18 protein-coding genes are annotated in these 15,020 nt (G+C 38.4%); 7 read left to right on the forward strand and 11 right to left on the reverse strand.

The window, feature by feature from the left end:
- Positions 1 to 23: 23 nt before the first annotated feature.
- Complete coding sequence (locus ACH0CI_RS08915) at positions 24 to 488, reverse strand: DUF4306 domain-containing protein (RefSeq protein WP_223260182.1); 465 nt, start codon at positions 486 to 488, stop codon at positions 24 to 26.
- Between the two features lie 188 nt (positions 489 to 676).
- Here ACH0CI_RS08915 and ACH0CI_RS08920 point away from each other — a divergent pair, with 188 nt between their 5' ends.
- A complete protein-coding gene (locus tag ACH0CI_RS08920; protein WP_406901269.1) occupies positions 677 to 1,561 on the forward strand; it encodes a diacylglycerol/lipid kinase family protein in 885 nt (294 codons plus the stop codon).
- A 30-nt stretch (positions 1,562 to 1,591) separates the two neighbouring features.
- Here the strand turns inward: ACH0CI_RS08920 and ACH0CI_RS08925 are convergent, their stop codons facing one another.
- Positions 1,592 to 2,155: a YitT family protein gene (locus ACH0CI_RS08925; protein ID WP_322743156.1), complete on the reverse strand. Its 564-nt coding sequence runs from the start codon at positions 2,153 to 2,155 to the stop codon at positions 1,592 to 1,594.
- Between the two features lie 360 nt (positions 2,156 to 2,515).
- On the opposite strand from ACH0CI_RS08925, the gene ACH0CI_RS08930 reads away from it, so the two are divergent.
- On the forward strand, positions 2,516 to 3,685 hold the full coding sequence (locus ACH0CI_RS08930; protein WP_406901270.1) for an MFS transporter: 1,170 nt from the start codon (positions 2,516 to 2,518) through the stop codon (positions 3,683 to 3,685).
- A gap of 186 nt (positions 3,686 to 3,871) precedes the next feature.
- Positions 3,872 to 4,318 (forward strand): GNAT family N-acetyltransferase, encoded by a 447-nt coding sequence (locus tag ACH0CI_RS08935; RefSeq protein ID WP_033580597.1) that lies wholly within the window; start codon positions 3,872 to 3,874, stop codon positions 4,316 to 4,318.
- Between the two features lie 328 nt (positions 4,319 to 4,646).
- Here the strand turns inward: ACH0CI_RS08935 and ACH0CI_RS08940 are convergent, their stop codons facing one another.
- Together ACH0CI_RS08940 and ACH0CI_RS08945 are read right to left on the reverse strand one after the other, a co-directional pair.
- A complete protein-coding gene (locus ACH0CI_RS08940; RefSeq protein ID WP_335707752.1) occupies positions 4,647 to 5,003 on the reverse strand; it encodes a hypothetical protein in 357 nt (118 codons plus the stop codon).
- Between the two features lie 66 nt (positions 5,004 to 5,069).
- The gene (locus ACH0CI_RS08945) at positions 5,070 to 5,936 is read right to left on the reverse strand and encodes a YitT family protein (RefSeq protein WP_033580599.1); all 867 of its coding nucleotides are present in this window, start codon (positions 5,934 to 5,936) and stop codon (positions 5,070 to 5,072) included.
- A gap of 162 nt (positions 5,937 to 6,098) precedes the next feature.
- Here ACH0CI_RS08945 and cobT point away from each other — a divergent pair, with 162 nt between their 5' ends.
- Positions 6,099 to 7,136, forward strand: coding sequence for a nicotinate-nucleotide--dimethylbenzimidazole phosphoribosyltransferase (gene cobT, locus ACH0CI_RS08950; RefSeq protein ID WP_335707753.1), 1,038 nt, complete (start codon positions 6,099 to 6,101; stop codon positions 7,134 to 7,136).
- 74 nt (positions 7,137 to 7,210) lie between these two features.
- Here cobT and ACH0CI_RS08955 read toward each other — a convergent pair whose 3' ends face one another.
- Positions 7,211 to 7,375, reverse strand: a complete 165-nt coding sequence (locus ACH0CI_RS08955; RefSeq protein WP_155017376.1) for a hypothetical protein — start codon at positions 7,373 to 7,375, stop codon at positions 7,211 to 7,213.
- A 288-nt stretch (positions 7,376 to 7,663) separates the two neighbouring features.
- Between ACH0CI_RS08955 and ACH0CI_RS08960 the strand changes: the two genes are divergently transcribed.
- Positions 7,664 to 8,344, forward strand: a complete 681-nt coding sequence (locus tag ACH0CI_RS08960; protein WP_335707754.1) for an FHA domain-containing protein — start codon at positions 7,664 to 7,666, stop codon at positions 8,342 to 8,344.
- A gap of 15 nt (positions 8,345 to 8,359) precedes the next feature.
- On the opposite strand, the gene ACH0CI_RS08965 is transcribed toward ACH0CI_RS08960, so the two are convergent.
- From ACH0CI_RS08965 to ACH0CI_RS08975, 3 genes are all read right to left on the reverse strand, one after another.
- On the reverse strand, positions 8,360 to 9,127 hold the full coding sequence (locus ACH0CI_RS08965) for a class I SAM-dependent methyltransferase (protein ID WP_049165404.1): 768 nt from the start codon (positions 9,125 to 9,127) through the stop codon (positions 8,360 to 8,362).
- 187 nt (positions 9,128 to 9,314) lie between these two features.
- The gene (locus tag ACH0CI_RS08970; protein ID WP_335707755.1) at positions 9,315 to 9,776 is read right to left on the reverse strand and encodes a DinB family protein; all 462 of its coding nucleotides are present in this window, start codon (positions 9,774 to 9,776) and stop codon (positions 9,315 to 9,317) included.
- Positions 9,777 to 9,896: 120 nt separating this feature from the next.
- Positions 9,897 to 10,172, reverse strand: coding sequence for an AbrB/MazE/SpoVT family DNA-binding domain-containing protein (locus tag ACH0CI_RS08975; protein WP_013057736.1), 276 nt, complete (start codon positions 10,170 to 10,172; stop codon positions 9,897 to 9,899).
- A 420-nt stretch (positions 10,173 to 10,592) separates the two neighbouring features.
- Between ACH0CI_RS08975 and rpsN the strand changes: the two genes are divergently transcribed.
- Positions 10,593 to 10,862: a 30S ribosomal protein S14 gene (rpsN, locus tag ACH0CI_RS08980; RefSeq protein ID WP_028414364.1), complete on the forward strand. Its 270-nt coding sequence runs from the start codon at positions 10,593 to 10,595 to the stop codon at positions 10,860 to 10,862.
- 29 nt (positions 10,863 to 10,891) lie between these two features.
- Here the strand turns inward: rpsN and ACH0CI_RS08985 are convergent, their stop codons facing one another.
- Entirely contained in the window at positions 10,892 to 12,643 is a 1,752-nt protein-coding gene (locus ACH0CI_RS08985) for an N-acetylmuramoyl-L-alanine amidase family protein (RefSeq protein WP_406901271.1), read from the reverse strand.
- Between the two features lie 561 nt (positions 12,644 to 13,204).
- Here ACH0CI_RS08985 and ACH0CI_RS08990 point away from each other — a divergent pair.
- Positions 13,205 to 13,738, forward strand: coding sequence for a GrpB family protein (locus tag ACH0CI_RS08990; RefSeq protein ID WP_048018985.1), 534 nt, complete (start codon positions 13,205 to 13,207; stop codon positions 13,736 to 13,738).
- Positions 13,739 to 13,774: 36 nt separating this feature from the next.
- Here the strand turns inward: ACH0CI_RS08990 and ACH0CI_RS08995 are convergent, their stop codons facing one another.
- On the reverse strand, positions 13,775 to 14,455 hold the full coding sequence (locus tag ACH0CI_RS08995) for a DUF4397 domain-containing protein (RefSeq protein WP_406901274.1): 681 nt from the start codon (positions 14,453 to 14,455) through the stop codon (positions 13,775 to 13,777).
- A 115-nt stretch (positions 14,456 to 14,570) separates the two neighbouring features.
- The gene (locus ACH0CI_RS09000; RefSeq protein ID WP_033580605.1) at positions 14,571 to 15,008 is read right to left on the reverse strand and encodes a hypothetical protein; all 438 of its coding nucleotides are present in this window, start codon (positions 15,006 to 15,008) and stop codon (positions 14,571 to 14,573) included.
- Positions 15,009 to 15,020 lie beyond the last annotated feature (12 nt).

A 15,020-nucleotide genomic window follows, 5' to 3' on the forward strand; every position in this document is an offset into this window, starting at 1 on the left:
GATCCGACGTTTTTTTCATATGGTTAAATATATTCTTTTTGAGAATAAAATCGCTTTAATAAATAGAATAATCCGACTGCTAGGCATAAACTTGCTGCAGCTAAGCTAGAGGTAATCATGGCGTGTTCACCTTCGGTAGGGGTATGTGAAAGTTTATAGCTGCTGTAGCATAAGAGAGCTGTGATACATAAACAGCAGGAGCTAATTAATCCATACCGCTTTTTGAAGCCAATAATAGATAGTAATACAATCAAATAAATCCCGCTCACCATCATCATAATTGGAAACTGAGGGTGGAATTTAATTGTATATAACAAATAATCGATGTGAGAATAGTGATGAACCGCCGAGGACTTTGTTAGCCCTCCGGTCAAACTAGCTGATAAAGGTCCTTCAAGCATCGAAGAGCCGTTATACCAAGTAGCGACTGAGGAAAGTAAAAAAACAAAACAACTTGCAAATAGCTGCGTCATGCATTTTATTGACACGTATAGAAAGCTCCTCTCAATAACCATCTTTTGTTAATACAAGTCCGAAAATTATTATAGCAGGTTTTGAAAGTAAAAAAAGTACTATTGGAATGGTTTCATAAAACGTTCATATTTCAAAAGGTTTGTTTTTTCAAAAGAAAGGGAAAAAAGGTGAAACGGAAGATATGAATAGAGGAGAGAGAAAGATGAAGGCAGCAGTGATTTTGAATCCAAACGCAGGAAACAAAAAATTAGTAAATGAAATTGACTTTATATGTGATCGGTTAAACACTGCATTTGAGACGGTTACGTTATATAAAACAGAGCAACCTGGAGATGGTGCCGATCTGGTAAGAAAATTGGAAGGCGAAGCGGATGTCATTATTGGAGCAGGAGGAGACGGGACGATTTATGAGTTGATCAACGCTCTTGCTCCGCTGCAGCAACGTCCTGCGTTTGCTATTTTACCTGGAGGAACGTGCAACGATTTTTCCCGCGCAATTGGAATGAATCAAAACCCTTTAAAAGCTGTGGAGCAAATTATAGAAAAGCAGACGGAAGCAGTGGATGTTGGAAAACATGGAGAAGATTATTTTTTGAACTTCTGGGGGATCGGCCTCGTAGCTGATGTATCTGAAAATATTTTAGAAGAAAATAAAGAGAAATTTGGTAAGCTTTCTTACTACATGAGCGTAGGTAGAACGTTAAATCAAGCAGAGCCTTTTCAACTAAAAATGACGAGCGAAAAAGCTTCCTATGAAGGAGAAGCTGTTATGGTGTTAATTGGAAACGGTCCTTTTTTAGGAGGAACTCGCGCTATGCTAGGAAACAGCTCATTTCAAGACGGATTATTAGATGTATTCGTTATTAAAGAAATGGGAATCGAGCCGGTTATGGCATGGTTACAAACAAGCCCTGATGAGGAACAGCTTAATCCCGAAAGCAACCTTATGCATTTTCGTGCAAAAGAAGTCCATATCGAAACTACTCCTGAAAAAACGGTAGATTGTGATGGAGAAAAAGAAACGACAACACCTTCAACGATTACGGTTCTCCACAATCACATAAATATGATAGTCGGAAACAAATAAAAAAAACGCTGAAACTTCAAGCGTTTTTTTTTATGAAGACAGCCATCGTGGGGAAGTGAAGAGCGTAATCATTATGCTGCTCATCGTAATAACAAGCATGGAGTAGCAAAAAGCAGTAAATCCGATAATATGTAAGCCCACTATCATAATCGTACTGTCTAAGATAAAAATGGTTATTCCTATATTGATTTTCCATTTTTTTGATACAATAATAGCAATTAAATCAAGCCCATCCGAACTGATGCCGTAGCGAAGCATCAGTCCTATTCCCATTCCTACGAGTGCGCCTCCAAGCAGTGAGCTAAAAAGTAAAGGAAGCTCCAGCGTACCTTCGAGAATAGACAGCCATTCTGTCATAAAAAAAGAAACAACTAAACCTATACTTCCATAAAAAAAGTTTTGACGATGACGAAAAAAAGCATATAAATAGACAGGTACGTTCAAAAAGAAAATGGACAGTCCGATGGGAGTTCCAAACACATAATATACGATAAGCCCAAATCCTATAAGTCCACCGTCTAGTAAGTGATACGGAGCAATAAACCCGTTTAGCCCTAGTCCAATTAATAAGCTGCCACAGCAAATCGAAACCACTCTCGAAAAAATATTCCTCACCCTATACGTTAAATTTTAATAGGAGTACTCGTCCATCTATGTATATGGCAAGCTCAGGTGATTTAGAAGTAGAGAAGACGAAAAAAGAAAATTATGTAAAAAGTATTGATTCTATAACTCTGATATTCTATAGTTAATCTAACTTCGTTTTCACGACAATTTCTTGATTTTTTACGATACTGTTTAACTGTTTGTATTTTTTAATATATAAAAAAGTTGTGTTCTGTAAAAAGCATACGATTGTAATAAGTCGATAAAAGCAAGCCGCTATATAAAGGGGTTGATTACGTGTAGGATTCTCTTTCTTTTCAGTCATACTAAAAAGAAAGAGGGATTGTCGTGAAAAATCGTTCCGTACTTTTTTTATGGTTTGGTCAAAGCCAAGCCAATTTAGCAGATGTATTATACATTGTTGCGTTAATCAGCATTCTTTATGCTCAAAACAGTTCTCCTGTGCTGCTTTCATGTATTCCGTTTACCATTACGGCTGCTAAGTTTTTGAGCAGTTTTACGGTGCCTTTTCTTATAGATCGCTACAGAGCTAAGCGTATTCTTGTGGTATCTCAGCTGTTAAAAACCAGTGTTTTGTCTATGTTTTTCTTGTGGCATATGTCGCTTATCAGCATGCTGTGCTGCGTGGCGCTTATTGCTTTTTTCGATGGGTGGGCAGCTCCGGTTCAAAGCTCTATGCTTCCTCATTTAGTAGATAAAGAGAAGCTGTTAAAATGGAACAGTATGTTTAATGTCACGGATCAAACGATTCAAATTGCAGCCTATCCGCTTGGAAGCTTTCTGATTATTAGCTGGGATGCTACCGGCCTTTTATGGCTGTCATTTTCGTTATTTAGTTTGTCACTCGTATTCATGCAGGCCATTCGCATGAACGTTCATTCTTCTAAAACGAAGCAAAAACAAGGGTTAAAAGAGGGATGGAAGCTAATTTGGCATTATCCGCGCCTGCGGGTTTTATTAGTCATGGAGGTTTTAGAAGGGATGGCTGCCGGCGTTTGGGCATCAGCTATTGTCTACGTGTTTGTGAAAGAAATATTAAATAAAAATGAAGCTTGGTGGGGATATATTAACAGCAGTTTTTTTGTTGGAACAGTTCTTGGTGGTTTCGTTTTGCTGAAGATTTCAGTTGAGCAAGAGAGAAGTCTTTATCATATCGCAATACTAGGCAGTCTTTTTTCAGGTTTCTTTACATTATTGTTCGGAGTTATATCTGTGCCGTTTCTTTCCCTTTTACTTAGTTTTACTATTGGCATTGCCCTTCAAATAAGCGCTACATGTTCTTACACGCTTACACAAACGGCCGTTCCTTTAGAAAAGCTTCCTAAGGTGCTTTCCGCTACGCTGAGCGTTTCATATGTGACGTTTGGACTTTCGGTGCTGCTGCTTGGCGCTGTTGCTTCGCTAAATGTGACGGCGGCGTTTCTAACGGCAGGAGGACTGGTTGTAATCAGCGGCTGCGTAGGTTTATTCTTACGAAATTATGCGCTTGCTAACTAAAAAAGGTTGCTGTTTGCAACCTTTTTTTAAAACAGCGTATTTTCTCTCCTCAACCATAAGTCGTATAAGGTTGTTTGCTTTAAATATCCCCTTGTGTAAAAGTAGGGAGCTTTTCACGAAAACGAAAGGAAAAAAAGTATAGCTATCGAATTATGTTAAGAGCGTTGAGCTAAAAGGAGTGATTAAATGGTTGTCATTCGACAGGCGGTTGAAACTGATCGAGAGCGACTGGCTACGTTAATGCAAGAATATATAGTGAAATTCTGCGAGCAGCCTGACCCTTCCCGGAAAGCTTTAACTTTACATATTAAGCGTTTATTGAATAATCCTTCCTACGGTATCCAATTTGTTGCTGAATTGGAAGGGAAACTAGTAGGTTTTGCGACGGTGTACGTATCGTGGAGCACCCATTATTTTAAAGAAACAGGCGTCTTAAAAGATTTGTACGTATCTCCTTTAAACAGAGGAAATAAAATTGGTGAACGTTTGTTTAAGATTTGCCTTGCCTATTCTCAAAAGTATGAGTTTGCAGGAATGACCGCTGAGTGCAGCAGTGAAAATAAAGTTGCTCAAAACCTTTATCAAAAAATGAACGGTAAAGAAAATGCAGGGGTTCAATACCGTTTTTTTTAAGAGAAGTACAGCTTTTACTTTTAAGACTTCTACTAAATGGCAAAAATATGTTATAGTATGAAAAGTGAAATTGATGAAAATGTCGGTGGGCTATATGTTAGATGATGGTATGAATAGTAGGGGGAAGTTGGACTAGCTGTTTGAAAGGCGGCCATCCTATTTTTAGTATAGCCGCAAGGAAGGAGCAGGACCTTGAAAAAAAATCCAATCTTAAACGCGTGGAAAATAGTAACTGCGACGAGCGGTTTTTTACTTGCGCTGTTTATCTTTAAAGTCCGAAAAGGAAGATAACCATATAAAAAAAGCTCCTCGATTGAGGAGCTTTTTATTATTTAGTAATAGGAAACGTCAAGGGAGTCACTGTTGATAAAGAATCTCGGTAAGAATGATAGGTGAAATAATGACGTGTTGGACTATAAATAGTCATGTAAAGTAAATAATCATATTTCGTTTCCATATAGAAAAAAACGCCGTCTTCGTGGAGTGCATAGAAAGAGTACGAAATCCCGAGCAGCGTTTGCTTTTGTACGCTTGTGCTTGGATTTTCTTTAATCCATTCATACAGTTCAAAAACACTCACTCCTGATGAAGATTGCAGCGTATGTACTTTGTCATATAACGTATCAGCTACATCCGAAACCGACTGTTTTAATTGGTTAAATAAGTTGGACATTTGTTCTTTCATTGTGGTGATCTCCTTTACGGGTAGTCAGCTATTAGCATGCTCAGAGAAATTCACGCTTATGTATAGTTAGTGAATGGCTGATTTGAATTTGCCGCCCTGCGCTTCTTGGGTATCCATAATGGTTGTAAATGCCTGTGGATCAATTTCAGAAATAATGGTTTTAAGCTTGGTAATTTCTAAACGCGTCACAACTACGTATATGACTTCTTTTTCTGTACCTTCAAATCCGCCTTTACCATACAGTTTCGTCACGCCGCGGCCTAGACGATGCGTAATAGCGTCTGATAGCTCTTCATAGTGATTTGACACAATAAAAGCTGCTTTTGTTTCATCAAGCCCTTGAATGATCGCATCGATTGTCTTAGACGCAATATAGTACGTAAGGATCGAGTACATGGCCTGTTCCCAACCTAGCACGAACCCTGCCCAAGCGAAAATGAAGATATTTAAAAACATCACAAATTCACCCACAGAAAACGGTATTTTTTTTGTTAATAAAATACCTAAAATCTCAGTTCCATCTAACGCTCCACCGTGACGAATGACCGTTCCTACACCTGCTCCTAAAAGGAGCCCGCCAAATACAGTAGCAAGAAGCGGTTCAGATGTTACAGCTGGAACATGGTGCAATTGAGATTCTACAATGGATAAAGCAACAACTGCAAACATAGATGAAAAGCAGAAGCTACGACCAATTTGTTTGTATCCACTATATAAAAAAGGGAGATTAAAGATGATGATAAGTAGACTGAACGGCAATTTCGTTAAGTAAACTAAAATTAGAGAAATACCGATAATACCGCCGTCAATTACGGAATTTGGGACTAAAAATAATTCGATAGAAACGGCAGCCAAGGAAGCTCCAATTAACATCATAATGTAGCGATAAATGAGCCGACCTGCCTTTTCCTTTTTGTGCTGTTTCGTTGTCATAAAATCTTTCCTTTCAACATACTGCTTATACGCAACTCTTACTAGTATAACTAAGTCTTGGGAACTCTATCCAATTATCTACTTTAAAAAAGACTAGCCAGAATAAACAAAATCCTGTTAAATTAAACGGTAGACATTTGCTGAAATAAAGGAGCTGTACATATGATAAACGTTTATATTCCACCGCTTCAAACAAGCGCCGGCGAAAAAGCGGCACGCTATATTGATACATTAACCAAACCGATAGGAAGCCTTGGAAGGCTCGAAGAAATAGCAGTTGAATTAGCGGCCATGACCGGGGAAGCTTTTCCGACAGTCACGCCGCCAGGAGTCCTCGTTTTTGCAGGCGATCATGGAATTGTAAAAGAAGGAGTTTCAGCTTATCCTCAAGACGTAACGGCACAAATGGCGCTAAATTTTTTGCAGGGAGGAGCAGCTATTAACGTGTTTAGTGGGCAAATAGATGCCCAGTTCAAACTGATTGACATCGGCATTGCTTCTGACCTTTCCCATAAGGATCTTGTACAACGCAAAGTGAAGCTGGGCACAGCCAGTTTTTATAAAGAAGACGCGATGACGCGCAGTGAGGCAGAATTGGCTGTTCAAGTCGGATATGAAGAAGCTGAAGAGCTTATTACCCAAGGAATTAAATGTTTGATTGTGGGAGAAATGGGCATCGGAAACACTACGTCAAGCACGGCTATTTTAGCTGTATTGACAGGAGAAAAAGTCTCTAAGCTTGCAGGAATGGGCACAGGGATTTCTGACGAACAACTGCGCCACAAAGTGAAGGTAATTGAAGAAGCGCTGCAAAACAGGCACATCAACCCTCAGGATCCGATTGATATTATTAGTAAAATAGGGGGGCTTGAAATTGCAGGGATGACAGGTGCTATGCTGGCGGCAGCTGCTCACCGTATTCCTATTTTAGTAGATGGTTTTATTTGTACAGTTGCAGCTCTTCTAGCGACAGAAATCAATACACAAGCAAGAGACTATATGTTTGCTAGTCACGAATCTGTTGAACAAGGTCATGCGTGTGCAATGAAGCTCCTTGGCAAGAAACCGCTTCTCAACCTCAATCTTCGGTTAGGTGAAGGAAGTGGAGCTGCTGTTACATTTCCGCTGCTGAACTCGGCTTCGCTGATGATTGCTAATATGGCTACGTTTCAATCTGCGGGAGTGTCTGAGAAAGAATAAACTTAGAAAAGAATAAACCTAAAAAAGACATGGGAACAAAACCATGTCTTTTTTCTTTATTTTATAAAAAAATCTTATATTTTTAACATCATAAACCAATAAACGCTAAAGCTAGCACCTGTTAAAATAAATGATCCAATAATTAACAATACCAGTGCAACGCGTCGTTTAATCGCTTGAATTTCTCTATCTTTTGGCAAACGTCCCATTGGTCTTCCTCCATTATGTAAATATTTCACGTATTTTCCTATTTTACTCCGCTTTAAAAAGAGAGAACATATGTCAAAGTTACTAAAAAACAAATTATTTTACAAGAAAATTGTATCCACGTTACAGCAGGGCAAGGAATACGTATTTTTTCAGTTAGAAAAGGACTGCTCTAAAGGTTTACTTACATGGCAACAACCTTTATCATATAACTGACTATACTATGATGTTATCCAAAGTTGGAAGAAATCTCAATAAATGTGAGTGTTATAATTACATGATAAGAGTCAGAAAATTTTAAAAAAGAGTGTGAGCAAACAATGAACGGTATGTTGATTATCCGGAACGGTTCTCCTTTTTATGAAGGAGTTTCCGTGCCTATTCCAAAAGATAAAGCCTGTATTATCGGACGAAGCAGTGAAGAATGGGAGCCTTATCTGGCCTTTCAAAGTGCTTACATTTCACGCAAGCATTTCGAAGTAACGTACGAAAGCAATGCATTTTTCATTACAGACTTGTTTAGTAAACACGGGACAAAAGTAAACGGAGAAGAGTTACAGCCTGGAACCCCTCGTTTCTTGAAAGAGCAGGATGTCATTACCTTAGCAAATGAGGAGGCAGCTTTAGTATTTAGAAATGATGATATGGATGCAACCCTCGAATTAGGACCTTTGCTAAAACAAATAAATAAGCCATTTTACACATTAGATCCAATTTTGCAGAAAGTAAAAGTAAAAGAGGAAACGTATATTCTGTCAGATAAAGAATACGCGTGCTTAGCTTACCTTCTAGAATATAACAATCAATTTGTTTCAAAAGAAGCATTAAAAAAGAGCGTTTGGCCTGAACGAGTAGAGTCAAATGGAGAAATTCTGGTAGCAGCGGAAGAGCTGAATGCGCTGATTTACCGGGTTCGCAAAAAAATAGGAACATATTTAGAAATCGAAGTGATTCGAGGAAAAGGATATTGGCTGCACTTTAACGAAAATGGACGTGAATAGAATCACGTCCATTTTTTAATCTCGTTTTACAGCATGTACACGTATATGTTTAGCTTCTGCTAGCCAAGATCCGTTTTGAAATAGTTTGTCTTGCATTCGATTTTCTAAGCGCGTAATGAGGACATTTTTAGTTTCTGTCGTCACGTGAGCAAAAAGAGGGGCTGCATTTGTTTCCAGCCAATTACGCAAGCCGTTTTCCCCTTTTAACAAGAGGGGTCGGCTGTAGTGTATAGCCGTGGTGACTTGAAAATTCTGTGATTCCAAAAGAGAAGAATATTCAGCTACAGAAGGGAAGTACCATGGGAAATCTACATCGTTATAAGGGATATCAAACGTTTTAAATTGACGAATGATTTCTGTAAAAATTTCGTCCATGTTTCCTTTTCCCCAAAATTCTGCTACAAATCGGCCATTTAGTTTTAAAGCATTGTAAATATTTTTAATGACAAGGTGAGGGGGACGGATGTCGTGTAAAGTTGCATTGGAAAAAACTGCGTCAAATTGTTCGTAATAAGGAAGGTTAAGGGCGTTTAACTGTTCAAAGGATAGAGTCGGGTACTGATGACGAGCCTGTTCAATCATATTTTCAGAGCAATCGATGCCAGTTGCACGGACATGAAGCTTATTGAGCTGCGAAATAAATTCGCCAGTGCCACAGCCAATATCTAAAATATGTTCGCCAGCTTGAGGAGAAAGAAGGTTCATAGCACTTCCTCCAAATGAAGAAACAAACGGAAGATGATACACTTGAGCAATTTTTTGTTGATTAACAGTTTGACTCATGAAGTGATTCCTCCTTTGTAAAAGATGATGACGATCGTTTTATAAGAAGAAACAAGCTTTGAATAGTAGATATGAAGTTATTGATAGAATTATACCATATATCTTACTTATTATGCCGAAAACTCCAAAGAAAAAGCGCACCAAACTTCTAGCTTGGGCGCTTACAAGCCGAACTATTTTATAACCATTAACCGAACTGAACAAATAGAGGAAGGTCTGTATGACCCATCTCACGTACGTAGACGTATAAATTTCCTTTATGATGAATTTCATGATCAATGGCCATTTGTAAAAGCTGTCTTCCGGGAAGCTTTCTTCCAAACGCTGCAGTTGCGTCAATGGTCTTGTTTAAGTCAGCTTCGCTAAGTGAGCGTAATACGTCTACTGTTTTTTCCGTATATTCAGCTGCAAGGTCTGATAATGACTTACCGCCAAAATCAGCTTTTTGACCAAGCGGAGATAAATCACCGGATTTTACCACTGATGCAAATGCATAAAAGGATGTTAAAATATGCGTAGATAAGTCAAAAGCGGACATAGATGTCGGGGCAGGCATGTATTCGTAGTGACCTGCTTCAATTTTGTTGATTAATTCATTAGTTACGTTTCGATGTGCTAAAAAGTGATGAGTCATTTGTTCAACTGTCATGATGAAAGGCTCCTTTATTATGTATTCGCTTCTGAGTATAGCATCTGAAAATCAGAAAGCGAAGAAAAAACTTTAATAAAAAGAAAAACAGCTGCACGTGAGCAGCTGCTTTTCTTTTTATTAGAAATTACGTTGTTTTAACTCTTCAAGTAATAACTCCATACCTTCGCGGCTTAAAGTTAATTTGCCATCTGCGATTGTTACATTGTCAGAAGATACTTCGCCAGTAATCGCACAAGCACCGTTCGGCTCATATTTCTTTAAAATAATTCGATCTGTTTCGACAAAAATTTCAACAGGATCTTTTACATCTATTTCAAGAACACGTCTTAACTCTTTAGGAATTACGATACGACCTAAATCATCTACTTTTCTTACAATACCAGTCGATTTCATTTTTTAATCACCTTTACTTTTATATTTTATTGAGTACGCAAAATATTATTTTTGGAATTTCTAAGATGATTATATACTAGATAACCGCTAAATTTGTCGAAGTTATTAATATGTAAATGAACTGTAATATTATTGAAATATTATCTGTAAATACAAATCCTCCTACAAAATGGAATATGTAGGGCTCTTTGTATGATATAGGAGATGAAGGAATTAATTACATTTGACATACAATTTTATTTATGTTTATACAGCAATCCGGGGGTAAAGGGAGGCTACATGTAAGCGCAGGAGTAAATAAGTTGAAAGAATAAAGAAAATATGATTAAATTTAAAAAGTAACTTGCTCAAAATAATTAAATCGTAATGATTACGTATTTCAAATAAAAAAATTGATAAAGCGAAAGGATGACAAAGAGTTTGGCTAAAAAATCAAAAGTTGTAAAAGAACAAAAGCGCCAAGAGATAGTAGCGAAATATGCGCAATTGCGCCAAGAGTTGAAGGAAAAAGGAGATTACGAAGCGTTAAAAAAATTGCCTAGAGATTCTTCACCAACGCGCTTAAATAATCGCTGCCGCGTTACCGGTCGCCCTCGAGGCTATCTTAGAAAATTTGAAATGTCACGCATTGCTTTTAGGGAATTGGCCTACAAAGGACAAATCCCAGGTGTTAAAAAAGCAAGCTGGTAGTATAAAAGCCCTCATAATGAGGGCTTTTATTATTTATTAGCTGCAAAGTATCGAGCAATTCCTTGATAAATACCTGTAGATATTTGCTGCTGATACGCATTAGAAGAAACAATTTGCTCATCGTGAGCATTTGATAAAAAGCCTAATTCAAGAAGTACAGCACGCTGATTGTTTTCTCGAGTAACATAATAATCTCCAAAACGAACCCCCATATCCTTCATAGAAGGCGCATTTTCAGCCATGCTTTCTTGAATATATTTTGCTAATTCTTTATCTTTGGATTCACTGTAATAAAATGACGCAATGCCGTTTGCAGAAGATGAAGTAGAAGCGTTATAGTGAATGCTGATAAACGCATCTGCATGCTTTGCTTCACTAACGTTCACACGTCCGCTCAGTGAAATAAAGGTATCGTTTGAACGCGTCATAAATACATTTGCTCCCGAATTAGCTAAGCGGCTTGCCACAAGTTTTGCGGTTGTTAACGCTAGTTTTTTCTCAATCGATGATTTGCCTGAAGTACCAGGATCATATCCGCCGTGTCCAGCGTCTACTACAATAATTTTATCTTTTAAAGCAGCAGATGGGGAAGGCAAACTAGCTGAAGTTGTAGAACCAGCTGCAGCTGTTAACCCTTTTGACACCCATGCTGTTTGACTTGCAGAGTACTGGATTTGCACCCAGTCATTCGTTTCGCCTACTTTTTTGAATCGTTCGCCCGCTTTTGCTACACGGATAATGCCCGCGCTTAAGCTCGGCTGACTGCGTAAATTTGAAGCTTTTGTAATTTGAATCGACTGGGCTGTTTGTGAAGACTGTCCGGAATCAGCTTGTAAATACTGACTTGCTACCCAGCCTGTTTGACCTGATGCTGTTTTAATCTGTGACCAGGATCCGCTCTCTTTTACCACCGTTACTTTGGAACCCCGGGATAAGTTCGTCACGATAGACGCGCTTGTGCTTGCAGAAGAGCGAACGTTTAATGAGCTAGCGTTAACAACAGCTGACTTGGATGTTGTAGAACCCGAGTTACTAGTCGGTGTAGAAGAACCGGGGCCTGCTTGTAGGTACTGACTCGCTACCCAGCCCGTTTGACCTGATGCTGTTTTAATCTGTGACCAGGATCCGCTTTCTTTTACCACCGTTACTTTTGAATTGCGCGGTAAGTTCGTCACGACCGATGCGCTTGTGCTCGCAGAAGAGCGAACATTTAATGAGCTAGCGTTAACAACAGCTGACTTGGATGTTGTGGAACTCGAGTTACTAGTCGGTGTAGAAGAACCGGAGCCTGCTTGTAGGTACTGACTCGCTACCCAGCCCGTTTGACCTGATGCTGTTTTAATCTGTGACCAAGATCCGCTTTCTTTTACCACCGTTACTTTGGAACCTCGGGATAAGTTCGTCACGATAGACGCGCTTGTGCTCGCAGAAGAGCGAACATTTAATGAACTGGCGTTAACCACGGCTGACTTGGATGTCGAATTTGCCGTAGACGTACTGTTTGTTTGTGTTTTGTTTATGTATTGAGATGAAATCCAAGCTTCTTTACCGTTATACGTAATTTTAGCCCATCCCTTGCTTTCATCTACTATATTAACGGTGTTTCCCTTCGTTACTTTTCCAACGATAGCGCCGCTTGTACTAGGCGTTGCACGTACATTTAACGATGTAGCAGTTACTTTGGCCGATTCAGCTGCATCTGCGTCAATCGAATGCAAAAGCAATGAAGAGCTTAAAAGAACAGAAGAAACGGCTGTGTACATGACATGTTTTTTATTCATTTTTTCCTCCTTGCAAATTACAAATTTCAACATAAGTTAATTAGTATACAAAGCATATATCGGCAAATAGCCCAAAATTTTGAGTTAAATCTACTATTATCTCATAATGCCGATATTATCCATCATACTATATGTCGAATTTCAATTGTATAATGAATTTGAACTATCTGCCATCTTTAACGATAAAATTTTACATTAATGTAAAATATAATTATATCAAAGGTGAAATGTAGGGATGTCAAGGGCATATAAAAGTCTTTAGCCCTTGGTTCACCGATGTTTTGAGGACATGTTTTATACTAGAAAAAATGTAAAATAGTATAAAGCAGCTGAATGTGAATATGATAGAGGAGAGATAGCAAATAAAAGAGTATCTATCTTTTGGAGGAGGAAACGTCCACAATTATGAAACATTCAGAATAAAAATAACAAAAATATATAAAGCCTGTCTATATTGATGGAAAAGCTCATAGCATAAACAAAAAGTGAATAGTTAGAAAATTCTTTCTTTTTACTTTGAAACATGGTACAGTATAAAAAAGTGAAAGGGTGGAAACTGATATGCGAAAGATTGTTCAGTATGAAACAAAGTGGTCGCTTTTGTATCAAATGGAAAAAGAGGCGTTACTTAATACACTAAAAGATTTTTCAGTAGACATCGAACATATTGGAAGCACGTCCGTTCCAGGATTGGCAGGTTCACCAATCGTTGATATTTTAATCGGCGTCAAACGCGAAGAAGACATAAATGAAGTGCGCGCTATATTAAAAAATAAATCTCACGTATACGTAGCGGAAAAAGAGATGTTCGTCTTATTAAAAGAAGGCGTTCCAGCTTCACACTACCCTCCAATTATGACAGCTAAAAATGCCCGTAAGCTCATTCCACATGATGCTAGAAGAAGTCATGTGTACGTAACGGTCAGTGAATCACCTTACTGGAATGAACGAATTAATTTCAGGGAGCAGTTACGCTCGAGCGAACGTGCTAGAAAAAAATATGAAGGTATGAAATACGAGCTTTCAAAACGATTGTGGAACGATATTTCTACCTATGAGTACAAAAAAGAAGAATTCATTCAGCGCAGTCTATAAAAAAACGTCATTTCAATTGAAATGACGTTTTTTTAATTAATTATCTTGTAAAATAATGTTCTCAAGCTTATCAGCAGTATTTACTGCGAGAACCGTATAATTTTTACCGCTTTGAAGATTTGTTCCAGGAAGACTTAGTATTTCTTTTCCGTCTGCTGTGGAAACAGATAAATCATACGAACCCGGATTTACTACTTGATAACCTGAAATGCTTTTAAAAGACAGATCTTTAAATAAAGGAGCAGCCCCTTTAGGACCTACGTTTACCGCAGGAGCATCAGGAGATAAATGAGCAACACGTAAGCTTGCTTTTCCATCCATCCCTTGCTTATTATTCGTGAAAGCCTGCAGTTCAAGATTTTCGGCTTTATTTACAGCGGCTACTGTATACGATTTTCCACCGTCTACAACAAGGGTAGCTTCGATGATGGAATCTTTTGTTCCTTTTGTCTTCGCTTCGTATACTTCTACTTTATGAGAACCAGCTGACAAAGGCAGGGAGTTGGAGACATCTTTAAACTTTGCTCCTTCTACTAAAGCTTTGTCATCCACAAAAATGTCTACAGCTGGAGCATCCGGTGAAGCATGAACGATACGAACTTCTGCATTTTGAACTGGTCGCTCATCTGCAGCAGGAGGTGTTTCAGCGGCAAATACTAACATGCGGCTAAGTGCCAAGAAGGCAATCACTGCTACCATTACGAATAGTCTTTTCATCAAGTATCACTCCTTTTTTAGTATACACAGCTTTATGTAAAGAGAAGGACTGTGCAGTTGTTAGCGTATACTAAATAAAATCAACTATTCGTTTGTTTGTTAACTTTTAACGTGTTTACTGAGATTTCTGACGGAAAAATCGAAGAATAGCCAAAATATTGTACAAGGTTGTTAAGAGCCACGTCAATAAAAAGCCTAGGCCAAGTCCGATATTAGCATCTATATACGTATGCGTGAAGTCATCATATACGACGTAGGCAAGAGGAGCAATTGACAGTAAAAGGAGAAGAAAAAACAAAAGTGTTTTCCATCTGCTTAAAGTGAAGGTTAGATAAAAGAAAAGGAAAGCGGAAAACAATAGAAGACCGTCTCGAATAGCCCAAGGTAAAACACCGATATGTGGATTAGCGAGAAGAAAGGTTGGAACAATTGAAAGGAGGAAAAGGAGAGACAGCAAAGTCACGTGAAGGGTGTTCTTTTTTGTAAAAGCCGGCACCAATAAAAACGCTGCCGTTGCACCTAAAAGAAAATTACAAATTAAAATAAACTCCATCCAAACACCTCA

This window comes from Priestia sp. 179-F W1.4 NHS (genome assembly GCF_045369295.1).
Classification (GTDB): Bacteria; Bacillota; Bacilli; order Bacillales; family Bacillaceae_H; genus Priestia; species Priestia zanthoxyli.